At 73.3% G+C, this 18,262-nt stretch carries 24 protein-coding genes; 19 read left to right on the forward strand and 5 right to left on the reverse strand.

The window, feature by feature from the left end; translation table 11 throughout:
* A complete protein-coding gene (locus BLV02_RS05050; RefSeq protein WP_069113068.1) occupies window positions 1-396 on the forward strand; it encodes a RidA family protein in 396 nt (131 codons plus the stop codon).
* Window positions 397-401: 5 nt separating this feature from the next.
* Window positions 402-881, forward strand: a complete 480-nt coding sequence (locus tag BLV02_RS05055) for a DUF488 domain-containing protein (protein ID WP_069113069.1) — start codon at window positions 402-404, stop codon at window positions 879-881.
* Between the two features lie 258 nt (window positions 882-1,139).
* Here BLV02_RS05055 and BLV02_RS05060 read toward each other — a convergent pair whose 3' ends face one another.
* Both BLV02_RS05060 and BLV02_RS05065 read right to left on the reverse strand, forming a co-directional pair.
* Window positions 1,140-1,706 carry a P-loop nucleotide/nucleoside kinase family protein gene (locus BLV02_RS05060; RefSeq protein ID WP_216094371.1) on the reverse strand — a complete coding sequence of 189 codons (567 nt, stop codon included), beginning with the start codon at window positions 1,704-1,706 and terminating at the stop codon, window positions 1,140-1,142.
* 11 nt (window positions 1,707-1,717) lie between these two features.
* Window positions 1,718-2,347: an NAD(P)-dependent oxidoreductase gene (locus BLV02_RS05065; RefSeq protein WP_069113070.1), complete on the reverse strand. Its 630-nt coding sequence runs from the start codon at window positions 2,345-2,347 to the stop codon at window positions 1,718-1,720.
* 66 nt (window positions 2,348-2,413) lie between these two features.
* Between BLV02_RS05065 and BLV02_RS05070 the strand changes: the two genes are divergently transcribed.
* The gene (locus BLV02_RS05070; protein WP_069113259.1) at window positions 2,414-2,776 is read left to right on the forward strand and encodes a winged helix-turn-helix transcriptional regulator; all 363 of its coding nucleotides are present in this window, start codon (window positions 2,414-2,416) and stop codon (window positions 2,774-2,776) included.
* Window positions 2,777-2,778: 2 nt separating this feature from the next.
* Here BLV02_RS05070 and BLV02_RS05075 read toward each other — a convergent pair whose 3' ends face one another.
* Together BLV02_RS05075 and BLV02_RS05080 are read right to left on the reverse strand one after the other, a co-directional pair.
* Window positions 2,779-3,372 carry an isochorismatase family protein gene (locus tag BLV02_RS05075; RefSeq protein ID WP_069113071.1) on the reverse strand — a complete coding sequence of 198 codons (594 nt, stop codon included), beginning with the start codon at window positions 3,370-3,372 and terminating at the stop codon, window positions 2,779-2,781.
* Window positions 3,372-4,667, reverse strand: coding sequence for a nicotinate phosphoribosyltransferase (locus tag BLV02_RS05080; protein WP_069113072.1), 1,296 nt, complete (start codon window positions 4,665-4,667; stop codon window positions 3,372-3,374). The genes BLV02_RS05075 and BLV02_RS05080 overlap by 1 nt, the downstream gene beginning before the upstream one ends.
* A 156-nt stretch (window positions 4,668-4,823) precedes the next feature.
* Between BLV02_RS05080 and clpS the strand changes: the two genes are divergently transcribed.
* The 9 genes from clpS to BLV02_RS05125 all read left to right on the forward strand — a co-directional run bounded on the left by clpS (window position 4,824) and on the right by BLV02_RS05125 (window position 10,451).
* The gene (gene clpS, locus BLV02_RS05085) at window positions 4,824-5,132 is read left to right on the forward strand and encodes an ATP-dependent Clp protease adapter ClpS (protein ID WP_053205272.1); all 309 of its coding nucleotides are present in this window, start codon (window positions 4,824-4,826) and stop codon (window positions 5,130-5,132) included.
* Window positions 5,096-5,722 carry a DUF2017 domain-containing protein gene (locus tag BLV02_RS05090; RefSeq protein WP_216094373.1) on the forward strand — a complete coding sequence of 209 codons (627 nt, stop codon included), beginning with the start codon at window positions 5,096-5,098 and terminating at the stop codon, window positions 5,720-5,722. The genes clpS and BLV02_RS05090 overlap by 37 nt, the downstream gene beginning before the upstream one ends.
* Window positions 5,723-5,775: 53 nt before the next feature.
* On the forward strand, window positions 5,776-6,189 hold the full coding sequence (locus BLV02_RS05095; RefSeq protein WP_069113073.1) for a M67 family metallopeptidase: 414 nt from the start codon (window positions 5,776-5,778) through the stop codon (window positions 6,187-6,189).
* Between the two features lie 58 nt (window positions 6,190-6,247).
* Window positions 6,248-6,526 carry a MoaD/ThiS family protein gene (locus BLV02_RS05100; protein WP_069113074.1) on the forward strand — a complete coding sequence of 93 codons (279 nt, stop codon included), beginning with the start codon at window positions 6,248-6,250 and terminating at the stop codon, window positions 6,524-6,526.
* Between the two features lie 8 nt (window positions 6,527-6,534).
* On the forward strand, window positions 6,535-7,482 hold the full coding sequence (locus BLV02_RS05105; protein ID WP_069113075.1) for a PLP-dependent cysteine synthase family protein: 948 nt from the start codon (window positions 6,535-6,537) through the stop codon (window positions 7,480-7,482).
* Between the two features lie 14 nt (window positions 7,483-7,496).
* Window positions 7,497-8,072, forward strand: coding sequence for a dihydrofolate reductase family protein (locus tag BLV02_RS05110; RefSeq protein ID WP_069113076.1), 576 nt, complete (start codon window positions 7,497-7,499; stop codon window positions 8,070-8,072).
* A gap of 62 nt (window positions 8,073-8,134) precedes the next feature.
* Window positions 8,135-8,968, forward strand: a complete 834-nt coding sequence (gene murI / locus BLV02_RS05115; RefSeq protein WP_069113077.1) for a glutamate racemase — start codon at window positions 8,135-8,137, stop codon at window positions 8,966-8,968.
* On the forward strand, window positions 8,965-9,717 hold the full coding sequence (locus tag BLV02_RS05120) for an MBL fold metallo-hydrolase (protein WP_069113078.1): 753 nt from the start codon (window positions 8,965-8,967) through the stop codon (window positions 9,715-9,717). Before murI ends, BLV02_RS05120 begins: the two co-directional genes overlap by 4 nt.
* A complete protein-coding gene (locus tag BLV02_RS05125; protein WP_069113079.1) occupies window positions 9,717-10,451 on the forward strand; it encodes a PIG-L deacetylase family protein in 735 nt (244 codons plus the stop codon). Before BLV02_RS05120 ends, BLV02_RS05125 begins: the two co-directional genes overlap by 1 nt.
* Before the next feature lie 354 nt (window positions 10,452-10,805).
* Here BLV02_RS05125 and BLV02_RS05130 read toward each other — a convergent pair whose 3' ends face one another.
* On the reverse strand, window positions 10,806-11,561 hold the full coding sequence (locus BLV02_RS05130; RefSeq protein WP_171906810.1) for a class E sortase: 756 nt from the start codon (window positions 11,559-11,561) through the stop codon (window positions 10,806-10,808).
* A gap of 126 nt (window positions 11,562-11,687) precedes the next feature.
* Between BLV02_RS05130 and BLV02_RS05135 the strand changes: the two genes are divergently transcribed.
* The 7 genes from BLV02_RS05135 to rdgB all read left to right on the forward strand — a co-directional run bounded on the left by BLV02_RS05135 (window position 11,688) and on the right by rdgB (window position 18,234).
* Complete coding sequence (locus BLV02_RS05135) at window positions 11,688-13,466, forward strand: hybrid sensor histidine kinase/response regulator transcription factor (RefSeq protein WP_069113080.1); 1,779 nt, start codon at window positions 11,688-11,690, stop codon at window positions 13,464-13,466.
* Window positions 13,467-13,556: 90 nt separating this feature from the next.
* Window positions 13,557-14,417 carry a class II fructose-bisphosphate aldolase gene (locus tag BLV02_RS05140; protein ID WP_069113081.1) on the forward strand — a complete coding sequence of 287 codons (861 nt, stop codon included), beginning with the start codon at window positions 13,557-13,559 and terminating at the stop codon, window positions 14,415-14,417.
* A 5-nt stretch (window positions 14,418-14,422) separates the two neighbouring features.
* The gene (locus tag BLV02_RS05145; protein WP_069113262.1) at window positions 14,423-15,196 is read left to right on the forward strand and encodes an HAD-IA family hydrolase; all 774 of its coding nucleotides are present in this window, start codon (window positions 14,423-14,425) and stop codon (window positions 15,194-15,196) included.
* Window positions 15,197-15,865, forward strand: coding sequence for a dihydroxyacetone kinase subunit DhaL (gene dhaL / locus BLV02_RS05150; protein ID WP_069113082.1), 669 nt, complete (start codon window positions 15,197-15,199; stop codon window positions 15,863-15,865).
* Complete coding sequence (gene dhaK / locus BLV02_RS05155) at window positions 15,862-16,857, forward strand: dihydroxyacetone kinase subunit DhaK (RefSeq protein WP_069113083.1); 996 nt, start codon at window positions 15,862-15,864, stop codon at window positions 16,855-16,857. The genes dhaL and dhaK overlap by 4 nt, the downstream gene beginning before the upstream one ends.
* A 46-nt stretch (window positions 16,858-16,903) precedes the next feature.
* A complete protein-coding gene (rph, locus tag BLV02_RS05160) occupies window positions 16,904-17,629 on the forward strand; it encodes a ribonuclease PH (protein ID WP_069113084.1) in 726 nt (241 codons plus the stop codon).
* Window positions 17,626-18,234 carry an RdgB/HAM1 family non-canonical purine NTP pyrophosphatase gene (rdgB, locus tag BLV02_RS05165; protein WP_069113085.1) on the forward strand — a complete coding sequence of 203 codons (609 nt, stop codon included), beginning with the start codon at window positions 17,626-17,628 and terminating at the stop codon, window positions 18,232-18,234. Before rph ends, rdgB begins: the two co-directional genes overlap by 4 nt.
* The last annotated feature ends 28 nt before the right edge of the window (window positions 18,235-18,262 follow it).

Below are 18,262 nucleotides of genomic sequence, written 5' to 3' on the forward strand. Positions count from 1 at the left end.
ATGGAACGAACGGCCGTCAACCCGGTGACGTGGTCGGCGCCGATGGGATTTCACCAGGGTGAAGTCGTGTCCGGGCACACCCGCACCCTCTACTGCTCCGGGCAGACCGCGATGAGCCGCGACGGCGAGCCGCTGCACCCCGGCGACATGGCGGCGCAGGTGGCGTCGAGCCTGGACAACCTGGAGGCCGTGCTCGGCGAGGCCGGCATGTCGTTGGCGAACCTCGTCCGCCTCAACGTCTACACCACCGACGTCGACCTGCTGTTCCAGCACTACGGCGTGCTGGTGTCGCGGCTGGGCGCCGCCGGGGTGGCGCCGCCGACCACCATGCTCGGGGTGACGCGGCTGGCGATCCCCGTCCTCATGGTGGAGCTCGAGGGCACCGCCGTCGGGTGAGTCGCGTGCTCAGGGTGGTGACGATCGGCGTCTACGGCTTCGACGGCGCGTCCTTCCTGCGCCGGCTGCGGCACGCGGACGTCCGTCTCCTGCTCGACGTGCGCCAGCGGCGTGGTGTGCGCGGGCCCGAGTACGCCTGGGCGAACTCGCGCCGGCTGCAGGCGGCGCTCGCCGAGGCAGGGGTCGGCTACCGGCACCACCCTGAGCTCGCGCCCACCACCGAGCTGCGCCGCGTCCAGTACGCCGCCGACGACCTCCGCGGCGTCGGCCGGCGCTCCCGCCGCGAACTCGCCCCCGCGTACGTCCGCCGGTACACGGCCGAGGTGCTCGACCGGGTGGAGCTCGCGCCGGTGCTGGCGGCGCTGCCGGCCGCCGGGGCCGCCGCCCTCCTCTGCGTCGAGCGAGACCCCGAGGCGTGTCACCGCTCGTTGATCGCCCAGCGGTTGGCCGGGTTCGGCGTGGTGGTCGAGCACGCGTTGCCCTGACCCGCGCGACGTGCCGCCCTGGCGGCTGGTCCGGGGTTCGCGGGGCTCTGCCGCTCGGCCGAGCGCCGTCGCGTGCCCGCTCGGCCGTCGTCGCTGCGTTTGCCGCGTTTCGCCGCGTTCGCCGGGTGGTAGGTATGACCCTCCCGGCCCGGGTGGGGCCCACCCTATGGGCGGGCACCGACAACGTCGCGGCGCGGCGCAGCGCACGGGGCGGGGCGAGGCGGCGGTCAGGGTGGCGCAGCGAACGGGGCCCGGCGGTCAGGGTGCGGCGACCACGGCGGCGAGTTGGTCGTCGAGGGGCGGTGCGCCGCGGCGGTTGTCGATCTCGAGGTGCGGGGCCGGTGGGGGCACGTCGGGGAGGGTGGCGGCGGTGAAGGCGGCGAAGTCGGCGAGTTTCTGGCCGTCGCGGTCGTGGCCGCGGCCGAGGATCCGCTCCCGCAGGGTGGAACCGTCCGACCGGACCCACAGCAGCCGCACCGGGTCGCCGCCCAGCCGGTCGACGTAGGCGGACCAGCCGGGCAGCGAGCGGGTCTGGCCGGTGAACGGCGCGACGAGGAGGGCGGGGCAGCCGGCCGAGCGGATTTCCCGCGCCGTGTCGGCCAGCCCCGCGTATTCGTGCACCTTGATGTGCTCGTCGTACCAGGGACCCTCCCGCTCGCCGAACGGCCGCCCGTTCGCCGCCAGCGTCGCCACCACGAACGGCGCGTAGACGGTGTCCTTGTCCAGCAGCGCCGGGGTGGGGTCGAGCAGGGCGGCGAGCTTGCGCGCCACGGTGGTCTTGCCAGCGCCGGGCGCGCCGGCGATCATCCAGACGGCGGGGGTCACGTCAGCCGACCCTATCCAGCCGCCACCCCCACCAGCAGCCGGTGGTGCCGCGGCCGCGCGATCTCGTCCGCGACGGCGACGGCGAGGTCCGCGTACGTGATGAGCGCCGACGCGGCTCCTGGCACGAAGCGGTACCCGCCGGTCGGGGCGCCGCCGTGGTCGAAGTCGCCGGCCGGGGCGACGACCAGCCAGTCCACCGGCGTCGACGCACGACGGAACACGGACAGCCCGGCGCCGTGGCCGAGCATGAAGTCGCGGTGCTCCGACGGGTAGCCGGGGGTGTCGATCAGCGGCACCCCCGTCACGTCCGGCAGCTGCGACGCCAGCCCGACGGCGACCAGCCGCGGCACCCGCGCCGCCGCCAACCCCGTGAGCAGCGACGACGCCGCCGCGGGGAAGAACTCGGCGGCCGGGACGGCGAGCGTGGCGGCCGCGTGGACGGCGGCGTCATGCCCCTCCGACAGCGACGCGACCGCGTCGGGGGAGGTCACGTCGCCCGCCACCAGTGAGACCCGGCCGAGGCCGGCATGCCGCGAAGGGTCGCGCACCACCGCCGTCACGTCCCAGTCGCGGGCGGCCGCCTCGGCCAGCACCGCCCGCCCGGCTCGTCCGCCGGCTCCGAACACCACGATTCTCGTCATGCCGCGGACGCTAGGCGACGCCCCGGTCAGCCGGAGGTGACCATGCAGGTCAAGTACGGTGGAGGCATGCCGACGCCGCTCGATCCCGACATGTTCGACCCGGTCTGCCCGTCGACGCTGATGCCGTTGCGGTTCTCGGACAAGTGGGCCGGCCTGGTCATCCGCTGCCTCGAGCACGGCCCGCGCCGGTTCTCCGAGCTGCGGGTGCCGCTGCACTCCGTCAGCGCGCAGTCGCTGACGACGTCGCTGCGGAACCTGCGCCGCGACGGCCTGGTCGAGCGCACCGAGCGGCCGGGCGCGGAGCGCCACGTCGAGTACGCGCTGACGCCGCTGGGCCGCAGCATGCTGCCGGTCATCGCGGCGTTGTGCGCGTGGGGCGAGGCGCACTGGGACGAGCTGCTGGACGCCCGCGAGGCGGCGACGGCCTGAGCTCAGCGGACGATCGGCGCGCCCTCCAGCCGCACCCCGGCCGCCCGCATCGCGTCCAGCGCGGCCGCCGTGGTGCCCGGCGCGACCCCGGCGGTGAGGCCGAGCAGCACCGTGGTCTCCAGGCCAGCCTGCGCGGCGTCGACGGCGGTCGCGCGGACGCAGTGGTCGGTGGTGAGGCCGGCGATCTCGACGGTGCCGACCTCGTGGGCGCGCAGCCAGTCGGCCAGGGTGACGCCGTCGTGCGACGAGCCCTCGAAGCCCGAGTAGGCGGCCTGGTAGTGGCCCTTGTCGAAGACGGCGTCGAACGGCTGCGGGTCGAGGTTGGGGTGGAACGCCATGCCGTCGGTGCCGGCGACGCAGTGCCGCGGCCACGTGTCGATGTAGTCGGGGGACTCGGAGAAGTGCTCGCCCGGGTCGATGTGGTGGTCGCGGGTGGCGACGACGTAGTCGTAGCGGCGGTCCCACGGGTCGGCGTCGGTCCACTGCTTGAGTACCTCGGCGATGCCGAACGCGACGTCCGCGCCGCCGGCGACCGCGAGGCTGCCGCCCTCGCAGAAGTCGTTCTGGACGTCGACGACGATGAGTGCGCGCTTCATCAGCGATCCTCCCAGCGGGTCGGGATGGCGGGCTCACCGCGCGACAGCTTCAACGCGGTGCGGGGCAACTCGGCGCGGGCCCGCTCGTGCCGTTCGCGGGCGGCGGCCAGCGGCTCGCGGCCGACGGTCTCGCCGTCGCGCACCAGCGGGACCAGCAGCCGGCGGTCGTCGCCGTCGTCGACTGGCTCGTGGCCGACGCCGATGACCTCGGCCTCGGCGACGCCGCGGGCGTTGCGGCGGCGCAGCGCGTACTTGCGGCCGCCGTGGCTGACCTTGCCGGCGCTCTTCTTCTCGACGGAGACCATGGCGCCGTTGTCGTCGGTCCTGGCCACGAGCTTGTAGACCATGCCCGCGGTGGGGGAGCCGGCGCCGGTGACCAGCTGCGTGCCGACGCCGTACGCGTCGACCGGCGCGGCCGCCAGCGCGGCGATGGCGTGCTCGTCGAGGTCGCTGGTGACGACGATGCGGGTGTCGCGCGCGCCCAGGGAGTCGAGCAGCGCGCGGACCTCCTTCGCCTGCGGCAGCAGGTCGCCGGAGTCGAGCCGGACGGCGCCGAGCTCGGGTCCGGCGATCTCGACGCCCAGCCGCACGGCCTCCTCGACGTCGTAGGTATCGACCAGCAAGGTGGTGCCCTTGCCCAGGGAGTCGACCTGGGCGGTGAACGCGTCGCGCTCGGTGTCGTGCAGCAGCGTGAACGAGTGCGCGCTGGTGCCCGCCGTCGGGACGCCGTAGCTGCGGCCGGCCTCGAGGTTGCTGGTGGTGCTGAACCCGGCGATGTACGCGGCCCGCGCGGCGGCGACGGCGGCCCGCTCGTGGGCGCGCCGCGACCCCATCTCGATGCACGGACGCTCGCCGGCGGCGGTCGTCATGCGGGAAGCCGCGGTCGCGATGGCGGAGTCGAAGTTCAGCACCGACAACGCCAGCGTCTCGAGCACGACCGCCTCGGCGAACGACGCCTCGACGATCAGCAGCGGCGAGTTCGGGAAGTACGCCTCGCCCTCGCCGTACCCCCAGACGTCGCCGGTGAACCGGTACCCGGCCAGCCACTCCAGCGTCGGCCCGTCGACGATGCCGCCCTGGCGCAGGAAGTCGAGCGCGTCGTCGTCGAACCGGAACGTCTCGAGCGCGTCGAGGAACCGTCCGGTGCCGCCGACGACCCCGTAACGGCGTCCACCGGGTAAGCGTCTGGCGAACACCTCGAACACCGAGCGCCGCGTGGCCGTGCCCCGGGCCAGCGCCGCCTGGAGCATGGTGAGCTCGTACTGGTCGGTGAGCAGGGCCGTCGTAGCCGACACATGCACCAGAGTATGCGGCTGCGCCACGAATGGCCCGGATCCCGCGCAGACTGGCGAAGCCGTGGCGCGGGGTGGATGATGAGATGTCGTGGACCGGCGGGAACAACGCGGGTCCTGAGCACGGTTGCGCGGGGTGATGGCCGGAAGATGACACCATTGGGGGCCGTGATGACCGCACCCGTCGAGATCGAGCGCCCCGAGGCCGCCGAGGTCCCGGTGGCGGACGTCCCGTGGATCACGATCGTCTGGAACGACCCGGTCAACCTCATGTCGTACGTCACCTACGTCTTTCAGGCATACTTCGCCTATCCGAAGACGAAGGCCGAGAAGCTGATGCTCGACGTCCACGAGAAGGGGAAGGCCGTCGTGTCCTCCGGCACGCGTGAAGAGATGGAGCGCGACGTCGAGGCCATGCACTCCTACGGCCTGTGGGCCACGCTGCAGAAGGCGGGGGACCGAGTCTGAGCACCGCGTTCCGTCGGGCCCGCGGGGGCGTCGTCGCCGCGTCGTTCCACGTCGTCGAGGTCGAGCTGCTGCGCTCACTGGTGGGCCAGCTGCTGGAGCTCGTGCGCGAGGAGCCGGCCGACCTCTCCGGCGGCGACGGCTGGGCCGCCGAGCTCGGCCTCGCCGACGACGCCACCTCGCGGCCGACCGACCCGGTGCTGCTGCGCCTGTTCCCGGACGGCTACAGCGAGGACGCCGAGGCCGCGTCCGACTTCCGCCGCTTCACCGAGCGCGGCCTGCGCGACCGCAAGGCCGCCACCGCGGCGACGGTGCTCGCCTCCCTGGCCACGGCCGACGCCGCCGGCATGCCGGCGAAGAACCGCGAGAAGCTGCGCATCGAGCTGGACGCCGACGAGTCCGAGGCCTGGCTGCGCACGCTCACCGACCTGCGGCTGGCGCTCGGGACGCGGCTCGGCGTGACGGACGCCGACGAGGACGACTGGCTCTCGCTGGACGAGAACGACCCCCGGCGGCACGTGCACGACGTGTACGACTGGCTCGGCTGGGTCCAGGAGACGCTGGTCCGCACCCTCTCGTCCGCCTTCGACTGACCGGCCGGCAGCCCGCCCGGCAGGGCGCTGACCAGGCACAGTATCCTTCCACCGTGCTGAGCATCCGCCGTGACATCGTCGACGCCATCGTCGAGCATGCCCGCAAGGACCACCCGGACGAAGCCTGCGGCGTGGTCGCGGGGCCGGTGGGCAGCGACCGCCCGGAGCGGTTCATCCCGATGCTCAACGCCGCCCGTTCGCCCACGTTCTACGAGTTCGACTCGATGGACCTGCTGCGCCTCTACCGCGAGATGGACGACAACGACGAGGAGCCGGTCGTCATCTACCACTCGCACACCGCCACCGAGGCGTACCCGTCGCGCACCGACGTCTCGCTCGCGAACGAGCCGGGCGCCCACTACGTCCTCGTGTCACCCCGCGACGACGACACGCACGACTTCCGTTCGTTCCGGATCGTGGACGGCGAGGTGACCGAGGAGGAAGTCCAGGTCATCGATGGGGAATGATGGGCCCCGAACCGCCGTTGCCCTCAATGACACAGTCGAAGAGTCCAGGAGCAGTCCGATGGCCGTCGAGGTCCGCATCCCCACGATCCTGCGCCAGTACACCGGTGGCGCGAAGACCGTCGAGGGCAGCGGCGACACGCTGGCCGCGCTGATCGACGACCTCGAGAGCAAGCACCCGGGGCTGCGCGACCGGCTGGTCGAGAACGGCACGCTGCGCCGGTTCGTGAACGTCTACGTCAACGACGAGGACGTCCGCTTCCTCGGCGCCGAGAAGACGGCGCTCAACGACGGCGACAGCGTCACGGTGTTGCCGGCGGTCGCCGGCGGCCGCCGCTAGAACCACCCATGCGCTACGACTCCCTGCTCGACTCCCTCGGCCGGACGCCGCTGGTCGGGCTGCCGAGGCTGTCGCCGTCGGCCGAGGTGCGGCTGTGGGCGAAGCTGGAGGACCGCAACCCCACCGGCTCGGTGAAGGACCGCCCGGCGCTGCGCATGATCGAGGCCGCCGAGGCCGACGGACGGCTGACGCCGGGGGCGACGCTGCTGGAGCCGACGTCGGGCAACACCGGCATCTCGCTGGCCATGGCGGCGAAGCTCAAGGGTTACCGCATGGTCTGCGTCATGCCCGAGAACACGTCCGAGGAGCGGCGCCAGCTGCTGCGCATGTGGGGCGCCGAGATCATCCCGTCGCCGGCGGCGGGCGGCTCCAACGAGGCGGTCCGGGTGGCGAAAGGCCTCGCCGAAGCCAACCCCGACTGGGTCATGCTCTACCAGTACGGCAACCCGGGCAACGCGCTCGCGCACTACGAGACCACCGGCCCCGAGCTGCTCGAGGACCTCCCCGAGATCACCCACTTCGTCGCCGGCCTGGGCACGACGGGGACGCTGATGGGCGTCGGCCGCTACCTGCGCGAGAAGCTGCCCGACGTGCGCGTCGTCGCCGCCGAGCCGCGGTACGGCGAGCTGGTGTACGGGCTGCGCAACCTCGACGAGGGGTTCGTGCCCGAGCTGTACGACGAGTCGGTGCTGACGTCGCGGTTCTCGGTCGGCCCGCGCGACGCCGTGCGGCGCACCCGTGAGCTGCTCGAGCAGGAGGGCATCTTCGCCGGCATCTCCACCGGCGCCGTCCTGCACGCCGCCCTCGGCCTCGCCGCGAAGGCCGTGCAGGCCGGCGAGCGCGCCGACATCGCGTTCATCGTCGCCGACGGCGGCTGGAAATACCTGTCGACCGGCGCCTACGAGGGCACCCTCGACGAAGCCGAGGACCACCTCGACGGCCAGCTCTGGGCCTGACGTACGGTGCACTGATGCGCCAGCTGGTCTACTACATCGGTCAAACCATCGACGGCTTCATCGCCGGCCCGGACGACGAGATCGACTTCTTCCCGGTGCCCGACGAGTACTCGACCTGGATGTTCTCCCAGTTCGGCGACGCGCTGCCGAGCCACGCCCGGCAGTTCGGCCGCATCGACGACGTCCCGCTGTCGCGGTTCGACACCATCGTCATGGGCCGCCGCACGTACCAGCCCGCGCTCGACGTCGGCGTCACCAGCCCGTACGCCCACCTGCGGCAGTACGTCGTGTCGTCGACGATGACGGAGTCGCCGGACCCGGCCGTGACGATCATCGGCGGCGACCCCGTGGCCGCCGTCCAGGCGCTCAAGGCCGAGGACTCCGCGCTGGACGTCTACCTCGCCGGCGGCGCGGCGCTGGCCGGCGCGCTGCTGCCCGAGATCGACCGGATGGTGGTCAAGCAGTACCCGGTGGTCGCCGGCGCGGGGGTGCCGCTGTTCTCCACCGGGTTCGCGCCGACGGCGTTCGAGCTGACCGACGTGCAGACGTTCGGCAGCGGCCACGTCGTGCTGGACTACCGCCGGGCCTAGCAGCGTGGCGTTCGCCACGTCCACGCCTCGGGACCGCCGCGGCGGCGTACGCTCTTGCACCGATGAACGACGCACCGATCGGGATCTTCGACAGCGGAGTGGGCGGTCTGACGGTCGCCCGGTCTGTGCTCGACCAGCTCCCGCACGAGCCCGTCCTGTACGTCGGCGACACCGCGCGCGGCCCGTACGGTCCGCGGCCGATCGCGCAGGTGCGTGAGTTCGCCCTCGACGTCATGGACACCCTCGTCGCCGAGGGGGTGAAGATGCTGGTCATCGCGTGCAACTCGGCCAGCAGCGCGGTGCTGCGCGACGCCCGCGAACGCTACGACATCCCCGTCGTCGAGGTCATCCAGCCGGCCGTGCGCCGCGCGGTCGCCGCCACCCGCAGCAACGCCGTCGGCGTCATCGCCACCCGCGCCACCGTCACCTCGCGCGCCTACGAGGACTCCTTCGCCGCCGCGCCGCACCTCACCATCACCACGCAGGCCTGTCCGCGGTTCGTCGAGTTCGTCGAGGCCGGCATCACCCACGGGCCGGAGCTGGAGTCCGTCGCCCGCGAGTACCTGCAGCCGGTCAAGGACGCCGGCGTCGACACGCTGGTGCTGGGCTGCACCCACTACCCGCTGCTCACCGGCGTCGTCTCGTACGTCATGGGCGAGGCGGTCACGCTGGTCAGCAGCGCCGAGGAGACCGCGAAGGACGTCTACCGCACGCTGGTCGACCACCGGCTGATGCGCGACGACGCGCTGCCGCCGCCGCGGCACCAGTTCCGCTCCACCGGCGACGCGCGGCCGTTCCGCGAGCTGGGCCGGCGCTTCCTCGGACCGGAGATCGCGTCGGTCGAGGAGACGTCCGAGCTGCCGGTCGTCGGCCGCGACCTGGCGGTCGGCTCTTGAGGCTCACGGTGCTGGGCTGCTCCGGGTCGATGCCGGGGCCCGGCTCGCCCGCGTCCGGCTACCTGATCGAGGCCGACGGCGTCCGGCTGGTGCTGGACCTCGGCAACGGCGCGCTCGGCCCGCTGCAGGACGTCGTCGGCGTCGCCGGGCTGGCCGAGCTGGACGCCATCGTCCTCAGCCACCTGCACCCGGACCACTGCATGGACCTGTGCGGGCTGTACGTCGCGCTGCGCTACGGGCTGCCGTCGCGGCGGCGGATCCCGGTGTACGGACCGGGCGGGACGGCCGACCGGATGGCCGCGGCGTACGGCAAGGAGCCCGACCCGGGGCTGTCCGGCGAGTTCGACTTCCGCGAGCACCCGGTGGACGGGTTCCGCGTCGGGCCGCTGACGGTGCGGGTCGCGCCGGTCGTGCACCCCGTCGCCGCGTACGCCGTCCGCGTCGAGCACGACGGCCGGTCGCTGGTGTACTCCGGCGACACCGCGGCGACGCCGGCGCTGGTCGAGCTGGCCCGCGACACCGACCTGTTCCTCTGCGAGGCCGCCTACGCCGACGGCGACGACAACCCGCCGGGCATCCACCTGACCGGGCGCGAGGCCGGGGAGCACGCGGCCGCCGCCGGAGCCCGTCGACTGGTCGTCACGCACGTGCCACCATGGGGCGATCCGCAGCGTGCGGCCGAGCACGCGAGCGCGGTGTACGACGGCCCGGTGGAGCTCGCCGTGCCGGGGGGCCACTGGGAGGTCTGATGACGGAGCCGACGCTCGAGCCGCTGCCCGAGGACTGGGAGCGGGCGCTGGTCATCGCCGCGCATCCCGACGACGTCGAGTACGGCGCGGCCGCGGCCATCGCGCGGTGGACGGCGCAGGGCAAGCAGGTCGTGTACTGCATGGTCACCAGCGGCGAGGCGGGCATCGACACCATGCCGCCGGAGCAGACCGGCCCGCTGCGCGAGAAGGAGGAACGCGACGCCGCCGCCGTGGTGGGCGTCGACGAGGTCGAGTTCCTCGGCTACGCCGACGGCGTCGTCGAGTACGGCCTGCCGCTGCGCCGCGACGTCGCGCGGGCCATCCGCCGGCACCGTCCCGACGTCGTCATCACCGGCAACTTCCACGAGACGTTCGGCGGCGTCCTGCTCAACCAGGCCGACCACATCGCCGTCGGCAGGGCCGTGCTCGACGGCGCCCGCGACGCCGGCAACCGGTGGGTGTTCACCGAGCTGCTGGACGAGGGCCTGGAGCCGTGGAACAAGGTGCGTGCCATCTGGGCGGCGGGGTCGCCGGAGGCCGCGCACGGCGTCGACATCACGGCCACGTTCGAGCTGGGCGTCCGGTCGCTCGAGGCGCACGCCGGGTATCTCGGCGCGCTGCCCGGCCACCCGGAGCCGGCCGAGTTCCTCGGCATGTTCGCCCGTCAGGCCGGCCCGCGGCTGGGCGTCGAGTACGCGTCGGTCTTCGAGGTCTATCCGCTGATGCTCTACTGAACCCGCCGGGCGCTTTGCAATGAGCACCCATACGCACCACCCCGCCGGGCGCTTTGCAATGAGCACTCATGCGCACCACCGGCTGGGCGCTTTGCAATGAGCACTGATGCGCACCACCGGCTGGGCGCTTTGCAATGAGCACCGATGCGCACCACCGGCTGGGCGCTTTGCAATGAGCACTGATGCGCACCACCGGCTGGGCGCTTTGCAATGAGCACCGATACGCACCACCGGCTGGGCGCTTTGCAATGAGCACCGATACGCACCACCGGCTGGGCGCTTTGCAATGAGCACCGATACGCACCACCCGCCGGCGGTGCGTATCGGTGCTCATTGCAAACGCGTCCAGCCCGGTCAGCCGGCGGCGTCGTCGTCGCGGGGGTGCTCGTCGACGAGCAGGCCGGTCGCGTACATCCGCTTCTCCGAGCCCCACCGCGGCCAGCACGTCGTCAGCGTCAGCCGGGCCTCGGCCGGCTCGGTGCCGGCCGGCTCGCCGGGCACCGGGTCGACCACCCACAGCTCGGTCGCCTCGATGACGTTGCCGTCGCTGTCGCCGTCGGGCGCGTCGTCCAGCTCGTACCGGAACACCCCGTCGACGGTCTCGATCTCGACGACGTCGCCCGCGCGCAGCTCGGCGAACCGCGCGAACGGCTCGCCGTGCCCGGACCGGTGCGCGGCGACGGCGACGTTGCCCAGGCCGCCGGGGTCGGCGCTGGCGGCGTAGTGGCCGGGCCCGTCCTTCAGGTCCTCGGGGTCGGTGCCCTCGACGACGATGCGCTCCCAGTCGTCGCCGAAGCGGGGGATGCGCAGGATCGCGTACGCGTCGCCGAGCTCCAGCGGCTCCGGTTCCGGCGGGTCCGTCTCGGCCGGGGCCGGGGTGGCGGAGCGGCTGAGCAGGTGCTGCTGGAACTGGTCGCGCAGGTCGTCCTGGGCGGCCGCGGTCTGCAACCCGGTGCCCCAGAACGTGTAGACGACGAACAGCAGCACCAGCGCGCCGGTGGTCAGCAGCAGCTCGCCGGCGATGCCGGCGGCCGAGACCAGCGCGCGGCCGCCGGGCCGCCCGCCACGGGCCGCGGCCCGGCAATGCCTCGGCGCCGCCCTGCGCTGCACGGTCCCGAAGGTAGCCGGGTCACCGGCCCGCACGCAGGCGATTCGGGTTGTTCGACGGCGCCGTCAGCGGCGGGTGCCACGAGTACGATGCCAGGCGAGAGCTGCCCACACCGCAGTGGAGGGGCCGTGGGGCGACAGCGGCACGACACCGACCGCACGGCTGAAGCGCGCGCCGACGCGCTGGCGTCGGTGGTCGAGGACCTCGCCGGGAAGTTCACCCTCCGGCCGCTGCTCGACCGCATCCTGCGCCGCTCCGTCGAGCTGCTGGGCTGCGACGCCGGGTCGATCAGCAGCGTCGACGAGACCGCGGGCGTCTACCGCAAGGAGGCCGACTTCGGCATCGCCTGCCAGTCCGGCCGCAGCTTCCCGCTGTCCGAGGGCATGACCGGCGCCGTCGTCGCGGCCCGGGCGCCGCTGATCTTCAAGGAGTACGCCGAGGTCCCCGGCGGGCACGTCGCGGCCGGCGACCGCGCGACCCTGCACGGCGTCATCGGGGTGCCGATCGGCTGGCGCGGCCGCGTCATCGGCGCCTGCGTGGTGTTCAGCCGCGACCCGGAGCGCACCTTCACCGACGACGACGCACGGCTGCTGGAGCTGTTCGCGAAGCACGCCGCCATCGCCATCGTCAACGCGCGCATGCACGAGCAACTGGAGGAGCGCACCCGCGCCGAGGCCACCGCTGCCGAGCGGGAGCGGCTGGTCAGAGAGGTGCACGACAGCGTCGCGCAGGGGCTGGCCGCCGTGCTCGTCCACCTGGAAGGGGCGACGGGGCCGGACGACCGGCGGCTGGCGGCGGCGAGGGAGGCGGCACGGGGCGCGCTGGCGGAGTCGCGCCGCACGGCGCTGGGCCTGGCGCCGTCGCTGCTGGAGGGGCACTCGCTGGAGGAGGCGATCGGCGGCGAGGTGGCGTGGGCGCGGGCCACCGGCGACCTCGACGCGAAGCTGGTGGTGGCCGGGCAACCGGCACCGCTGACACCGGAGCTGGCGCACCAGGCGTTCCGCATCGTGCAGGAGGCGCTGACGAACATCGTGCAGCATGCGGCGGCGTCGTCGGCGCGGGTGGGCGTGGTGTACGGGCCGGACGGGCTGGTGCTGATGGTGCAGGACGACGGGCGCGGCTTCGACCGGCCGGCGTCCGAGCCGGGGCCGGGCGGATTCGGGCTGCGCGGCATCGTCGCCCGGGCGCGGACGTACGGCGGCAGCGTCGACGTCGAGTCGACGCCGGGGTGGGGGACGCAGATCCGCGCCAGCCTGCCCTACCAGCAGGCCGGGTCCGCCGACCCCGCCGGCAGCCGGCTGCGCGTGCTGGTCGTCGACGACCAGCCGGTCACGCGGGCCGGGCTGGCCAGGCTGCTGGCCGCCGCCGAGCCGGGCGTGCAGGTGGTCGCCGAGATCGACAGCGCGCCCGCGCTGCTCGACGCGTACCGGCTGCTGCGCCCGGACGTCGTGCTGGTCGACGCGTACCTGGGCGGCCACGACGGCGTCGAGTGCACGCGCCGGCTGGTCGCCGAGGACCCGGGCGCGGCGGTCGTGCTGCTGGGCGCGACGGCCGGCGACCCGGTCGTCGGGCAGGCGCTGCGGGCCGGCGCCCGCGGCTGCCTGGGGCCCGACGCGGACGGTCCCGAGCTGGCCCGCGCGGTGCTCGCGGCGGCGCACGGCGGCATCACGCTGTCCGCCGGCGTCCGCACCACCCCGCCCCGGCCGGTCGTGTCCGCGGCGGACGGCGCCCCGCTCACCGTCCGCGAGCGCGAGGTCCGCGACCTGCTGGAACGCGGGCTGCGCGACAAGCAGATCGCGGAGCGGCTGAACATCTCCGTCAAGACCGTCGAGAAGCACGTCGGCGCCGTCCTGCGCAAGACCGGCGCGAGCAGCCGCACCGAGGTGGCCGCCCGCGCGGCAAGGTAGGGAAACCCCGCACACAGACGGGGAGGTTCCCCGAGGCGCCCCCGCCGCCCGCGCCCTAGCGTCGGCAGCAGGACGGAAGGGGGTGGGCCGGTGCCGGTCGTGCCGACGCGGGAGATCCTGGACCGCGCCTTCGCCGAGCGCTACGGCGTCGCGGCCATCAACATCGTCAACGACCTCAGCCTCGAGGCCGTGCTCGCCGCGGCCGTCGAGGTACGGGCGCCGGTGATCGTCCAGACCTCGGTGAAGACGGTGAGGTCGATCGGGCTGGACCTGCTCTACGCGATGTGGCGAGAGCTGACGGCGGGCATCGAGGTGCCGGTCGCGCTGCACCTGGACCACTGCCCGGAGCGCGAGGTCATCACCGACTGCCTGCGCAAGGGCTGGAACAGCGTCCTCTTCGACGCGTCCAGCCTGCCGGTCGAGGAGAACCAGCGCCAGACCGTCGAGGTGGTCGCCGAGGCGCACGCCATCGGCGCGCACGTCGAGGGCGAGATCGAGTCGATCACCGGCGTCGAGGACGGCATCGGGTCCGACGAGGAGGCGCAGCGGCAGACGCTGGAGACGGCGCTGACGTTCATCCGCACCACCGGCGTCGACGTGTTCGCGCCGGCCATCGGCAACGCGCACGGCCGGTACAAGGCCGAGCCCAAGCTGGACGCGCAGCGGGTCAGCGACATCGTCGCGGCCGAGCCGATCCCGATCGCCCTGCACGGCGGCACCGGCATGACCGACGCCCAGTTCGCCGACCTCATCGCCCGCGGCTGCGCGAAGGTCAACATCTCGACCGCGCTGAAGGTGACGTACATGCGGTCCAACCTGGAGTTCCTGCGCACCGCCGAGGCGCGGGACAGCTGGGACCCGCCGTCGCTGTTCACCGCGGTCCGCGCCGACGTCGTCGACCTGGCGGCCGGGTTCATGCGCACGTTCGGCAGCGCCGGGAAGGCGTGGTGACGGGCGTGCCGGCGCTGGTCTTCGACTGCGACGGCGTGCTCGCCGACACCGAGCGCTACGGCCACCTGCCCGCGTTCAACCAGACGTTCGCCGATGTCGGGCTGCCGGTGCGGTGGAGCGAGGACGAGTACGCCGAGAAGCTGCTGATCGGCGGCGGCAAGGAGCGCATGGCCAGCCTGCTGACGCCGGAGTTCGTCGCGGCGAACGGGCTGCCGGCCGACCCGGACGGGCAGCGCGAGGTGCTGGCGGACTGGCACCGGCGCAAGACCGCGATCTACACGACGATGGTCGCCGACGGCCGGCTGCCCGGCCGCCCCGGCGTCGCCCGCCTGGTCGAGGAGGCGCACGACGCGGGCTGGGCACTCGCTGTCGCCTCGACGTCCGCGGAGCCGTCCGTGCGCGCCGTCCTCGAGCACGTCGTCGGCGCCGGGCGGGCGCGCGACTTCACCGTGCTGGCCGGCGACATCGTCCCGGCGAAGAAGCCGGCGCCGGACATCTACCTGCTCGCGCTGGACCGGCTCGGCGTCGCGCCCGACTCCGCCGTCGTCGTGGAGGACAGCCGCAACGGGCTGCTCGCGGCCGACGGCGCCGGGCTGACCTGCCTGGTCACCGTCAATGGCTACACCGAGCGCGAGGACTTCGCCGAGGCCGCGCTGGTCGTCAGCAGCCTGGGCGACCCGGACGGCGAGCGCTTCACCGTGCTCGCGAACCGCTCCGCGGCGCGGCCGGGCGGCTGGATCACGATCGACGACGTGGCCGCGCTGCTGAAGGAGGCATAGATGGACGAGAGCTTCGCCGCCGTCGAGTACGTCGTCCACACCATCGCCCGGACCGCCGTCGACAACGAGACGTACTTCGGCGATCTCGACGCGGTCGTCGGCGACGGCGACTTCGGCTACTCGATGGCCCGCGGCTTCGAGATCGTGCTGGCCGGCTGGGACGGCATCGACCGCACCGACGTCGGCACGTTCCTCAAGAAGGTGGCGCTCACCATCACCGGGCGCATCGGCGGCACGTCCGGTCCGATCTGGGGGACGGCGTTCCTCCGCGCTGGGTCGGCGGCCGGGGACAAGACCGCCGTCAGTGCCGACGACGCCGTCGCGATGCTGCGCGCGGCGATCGAGGGGATCAAGACCCGTGGCCAGTCCGACGTCGGCGACAAGACGCTGCTCGACGCGCTGGTCCCGGCGGTCGACCGGCTGGAGGCCGAACTGGCGGCCGGCGCCGACGGGCAGAGCGCCCTGGATGCGGCGGCGACGACGGCGCGCGAGCGGGCCGAGGCGACCCGCGAGCTGATCGCGAAGCGGGGCCGAGCTGCGTACACGGGGGAACGCAGCATCGGCACGCTCGACGCGGGCGCCGTCGCCGTCGCCGTCATGGCCGAACGAGTCGCACAGGGCTGGGCGGATCACGCCGCCGGGCCCACCACGCCGGAGGAGGCGCCGTGAAGAAGTTCGTCAACGACCCGAAGCGGTACGTGCCGGAGATGCTGCAGGGCATCGCGCTGGCCAACCCGGACACGCTGCGCTACGTGCCCGACTACAACCTCATCATGCGGGCCGACGCGCCGCGCGACGACAAGGTCTCGATCATCCAGGGCTCCGGGTCCGGGCACGAGCCGGCGCACGTCATGGTCGTCGGGAAGGGCATGCTCGACGCCGCCTGCCCGGGCGACGTGTTCTCGGCGCCGCCGATGGACTACGTGCTCGAGACCAGCAAGCTGCTGAACACGCCGAAGGGCGTGCTGCACCTGATCAACAACTACACCGGCGACCGCATGGCCTTCGACATGGGCCGCGAGCTGGCCGAGGCCGAGGGCGTCACCGTCAGGACCGTCGTGGTCGACGACGACGTCGCGGTGAAGGACTCGACGTACACCGTCGGGCGGCGCGGCGTGGCCGGCAACTTCTTCGTCATCAAGGCGGTGGGCGCGGCGTCGGAGCAGGGCGCGGAGCTGGACGAGCTGGTGCGCATCGGCGACAAGGTCAACTCCGTCACCCGCACCATGGGCATGGCGCTGACGTCGTGCACGCCGCCGGCGAAGGGCTCGCCGCTGTTCGAGCTGGGCGACGACGAGATGGAGATGGGCGTCGGCATCCACGGCGAGCCGGGCCGCCGCCGCGAGAAGCTGGCCGACGCGAACGCGATCGTCGACGAGCTGCTCGAGGCCGTCGTCACCGACCTGCCGTACGAGCGCGGCGACAGCGTCGCGCTGATGATCAACGGGCTGGGCGGGACGCCGATCAGCGAGCTGTACATCCTGTACGGACGGGCGCACCAGCAGCTGGCCGACCGCGGCATCACCGTCGGGCGCAACTACGTCGGTGAGTACTGCACGTCGCTCGACATGGCCGGCGTCTCGCTGACGCTGGTGAAGTTGGACGACGAACTGGTGTCGCTGTTCTCGGCGCCGGCCGAGATCGCGATCCGCACGTTCTGACCGGGCCGGTGTCCCCGGACGGAGCGGAGCCGATAGCTTGGGCGGCATGACCACCCGCATCGACGGCCGCAGCGCCGATCAGCTCCGCACCGTCCGGCTCACCCGGGGCTGGCTCGACCACGCCGAGGGCTCGGTGCTCGTCGAGTTCGGCAAGACCCGCGTGCTGTGCGCGGCGTCGGTCACCGAGGGCGTGCCGCGCTGGCGCAAGGGCTCCGGCCTGGGCTGGGTGACGGCCGAGTACGCCATGCTGCCGCGGTCCACGAACACCCGCTCCGACCGCGAGTCGGTGAAGGGCCGCATCGGCGGGCGCACGCACGAGATCTCCCGGCTCATCGGCCGGTCGCTGCGCGGCGTCATCGACACCAAGGCGCTGGGCGAGAACACGCTGGTCATCGACTGCGACGTGCTCCAGGCCGACGGCGGCACCCGCACGGCCGCCATCACCGGCGCGTACGTCGCGCTGCGCGACGCCGTCGAGTGGATGCGGTCGCAGAAGCTGTTGTCGTCGGAGACGGTGCTGACCGACTCCGTCTCGGCCATCTCGGTCGGCGTCGTCGACGGCGAGGCGCTGCTCGACCTCTGCTACGAAGAGGACGTGCGCGCCGAGACCGACATGAACGTCGTCATGACCGGCGACGGCCGGTTCATCGAGGTGCAGGGCACCGCCGAGGGCGCGCCGTTCGACCGTCAGGAGCTCGACTCCCTGCTCGCGCTGGCCGGCGCCGGCTGCAAGGAGCTGACCGACCTGCAGAACGCGGCGCTGGTCGGGTGAGCTCCGCGCCGAAGGTCGTCCTGGCCACGCGCAACGCGCACAAGGTCCCGGAGATCGCCCGCATCCTGTCCGCCGCCGGCACGCCGGTGTCGCTGGTCTCCGTCGCCGACTTCCCCGGCGTCGACGACGTCGAGGAGACCGGGCTGACGTTCGAGGAGAACGCGCTGCTCAAGGCGCACGCGGTGGCCGCGGCGACGGGCCTGCCGGCGCTGGCCGACGACTCCGGGCTGTCCGTGGCGGCGCTCGGCGGCATGCCCGGCGTGTTCTCGGCGCGCTGGGCCGGCGTCCACGGCGACGACGCCGCCAACCTGCGGCTGGTGCTGGCGCAGCTGACCACCGTGCCCGACGCGGCGCGGCAGGCGGCGTTCGTCTGCGTGGCCGCGCTGGCGCTGCCCGACGGCACGGCGTGGACCGCGGAAGGGCGGGTCGACGGCGTCGTCGTGCGGGCGCCGCGGGGGAGCAACGGGTTCGGCTACGACCCCATCTTCGTGCCGTCCGGCTCGTCGCGGACCACCGCCGAGCTGACGCCCGACGAGAAGGACGCCATCTCGCATCGCGGCCGCGCGTTCCGGGCCATCGCCGCGCACCTCGCCACGCTGTCCTGACGCCGCGGGGACGCTAGGGTGTGTCTCC

It is taken from the genome of Jiangella alba (assembly GCF_900106035.1).
Lineage (GTDB): Bacteria > Actinomycetota > Actinomycetes > Jiangellales > Jiangellaceae > Jiangella > Jiangella alba.

Coding starts and splice junctions, on each gene's coding strand:
- BLV02_RS05110 (WP_069113076.1), top strand. CDS start 7,497: ATGCGCCAGCTGGTCTACTACATCGGTCAAACCATCGACGGCTTCATC.
- BLV02_RS05105 (WP_069113075.1), top strand. CDS start 6,535: ATGCGCTACGACTCCCTGCTCGACTCCCTCGGCCGGACGCCGCTGGTC.
- BLV02_RS05100 (WP_069113074.1), top strand. CDS start 6,248: ATGGCCGTCGAGGTCCGCATCCCCACGATCCTGCGCCAGTACACCGGT.
- rph (WP_069113084.1), top strand. CDS start 16,904: ATGACCACCCGCATCGACGGCCGCAGCGCCGATCAGCTCCGCACCGTC.
- BLV02_RS05125 (WP_069113079.1), top strand. CDS start 9,717: ATGACGGAGCCGACGCTCGAGCCGCTGCCCGAGGACTGGGAGCGGGCG.
- murI (WP_069113077.1), top strand. CDS start 8,135: ATGAACGACGCACCGATCGGGATCTTCGACAGCGGAGTGGGCGGTCTG.
- BLV02_RS05065 (WP_069113070.1), bottom strand. CDS start 2,347: ATGACGAGAATCGTGGTGTTCGGAGCCGGCGGACGAGCCGGGCGGGCG.
- BLV02_RS05075 (WP_069113071.1), bottom strand. CDS start 3,372: ATGAAGCGCGCACTCATCGTCGTCGACGTCCAGAACGACTTCTGCGAG.
- BLV02_RS05050 (WP_069113068.1), top strand. CDS start 1: ATGGAACGAACGGCCGTCAACCCGGTGACGTGGTCGGCGCCGATGGGA.
- dhaL (WP_069113082.1), top strand. CDS start 15,197: ATGGACGAGAGCTTCGCCGCCGTCGAGTACGTCGTCCACACCATCGCC.
- BLV02_RS05070 (WP_069113259.1), top strand. CDS start 2,414: ATGCCGACGCCGCTCGATCCCGACATGTTCGACCCGGTCTGCCCGTCG.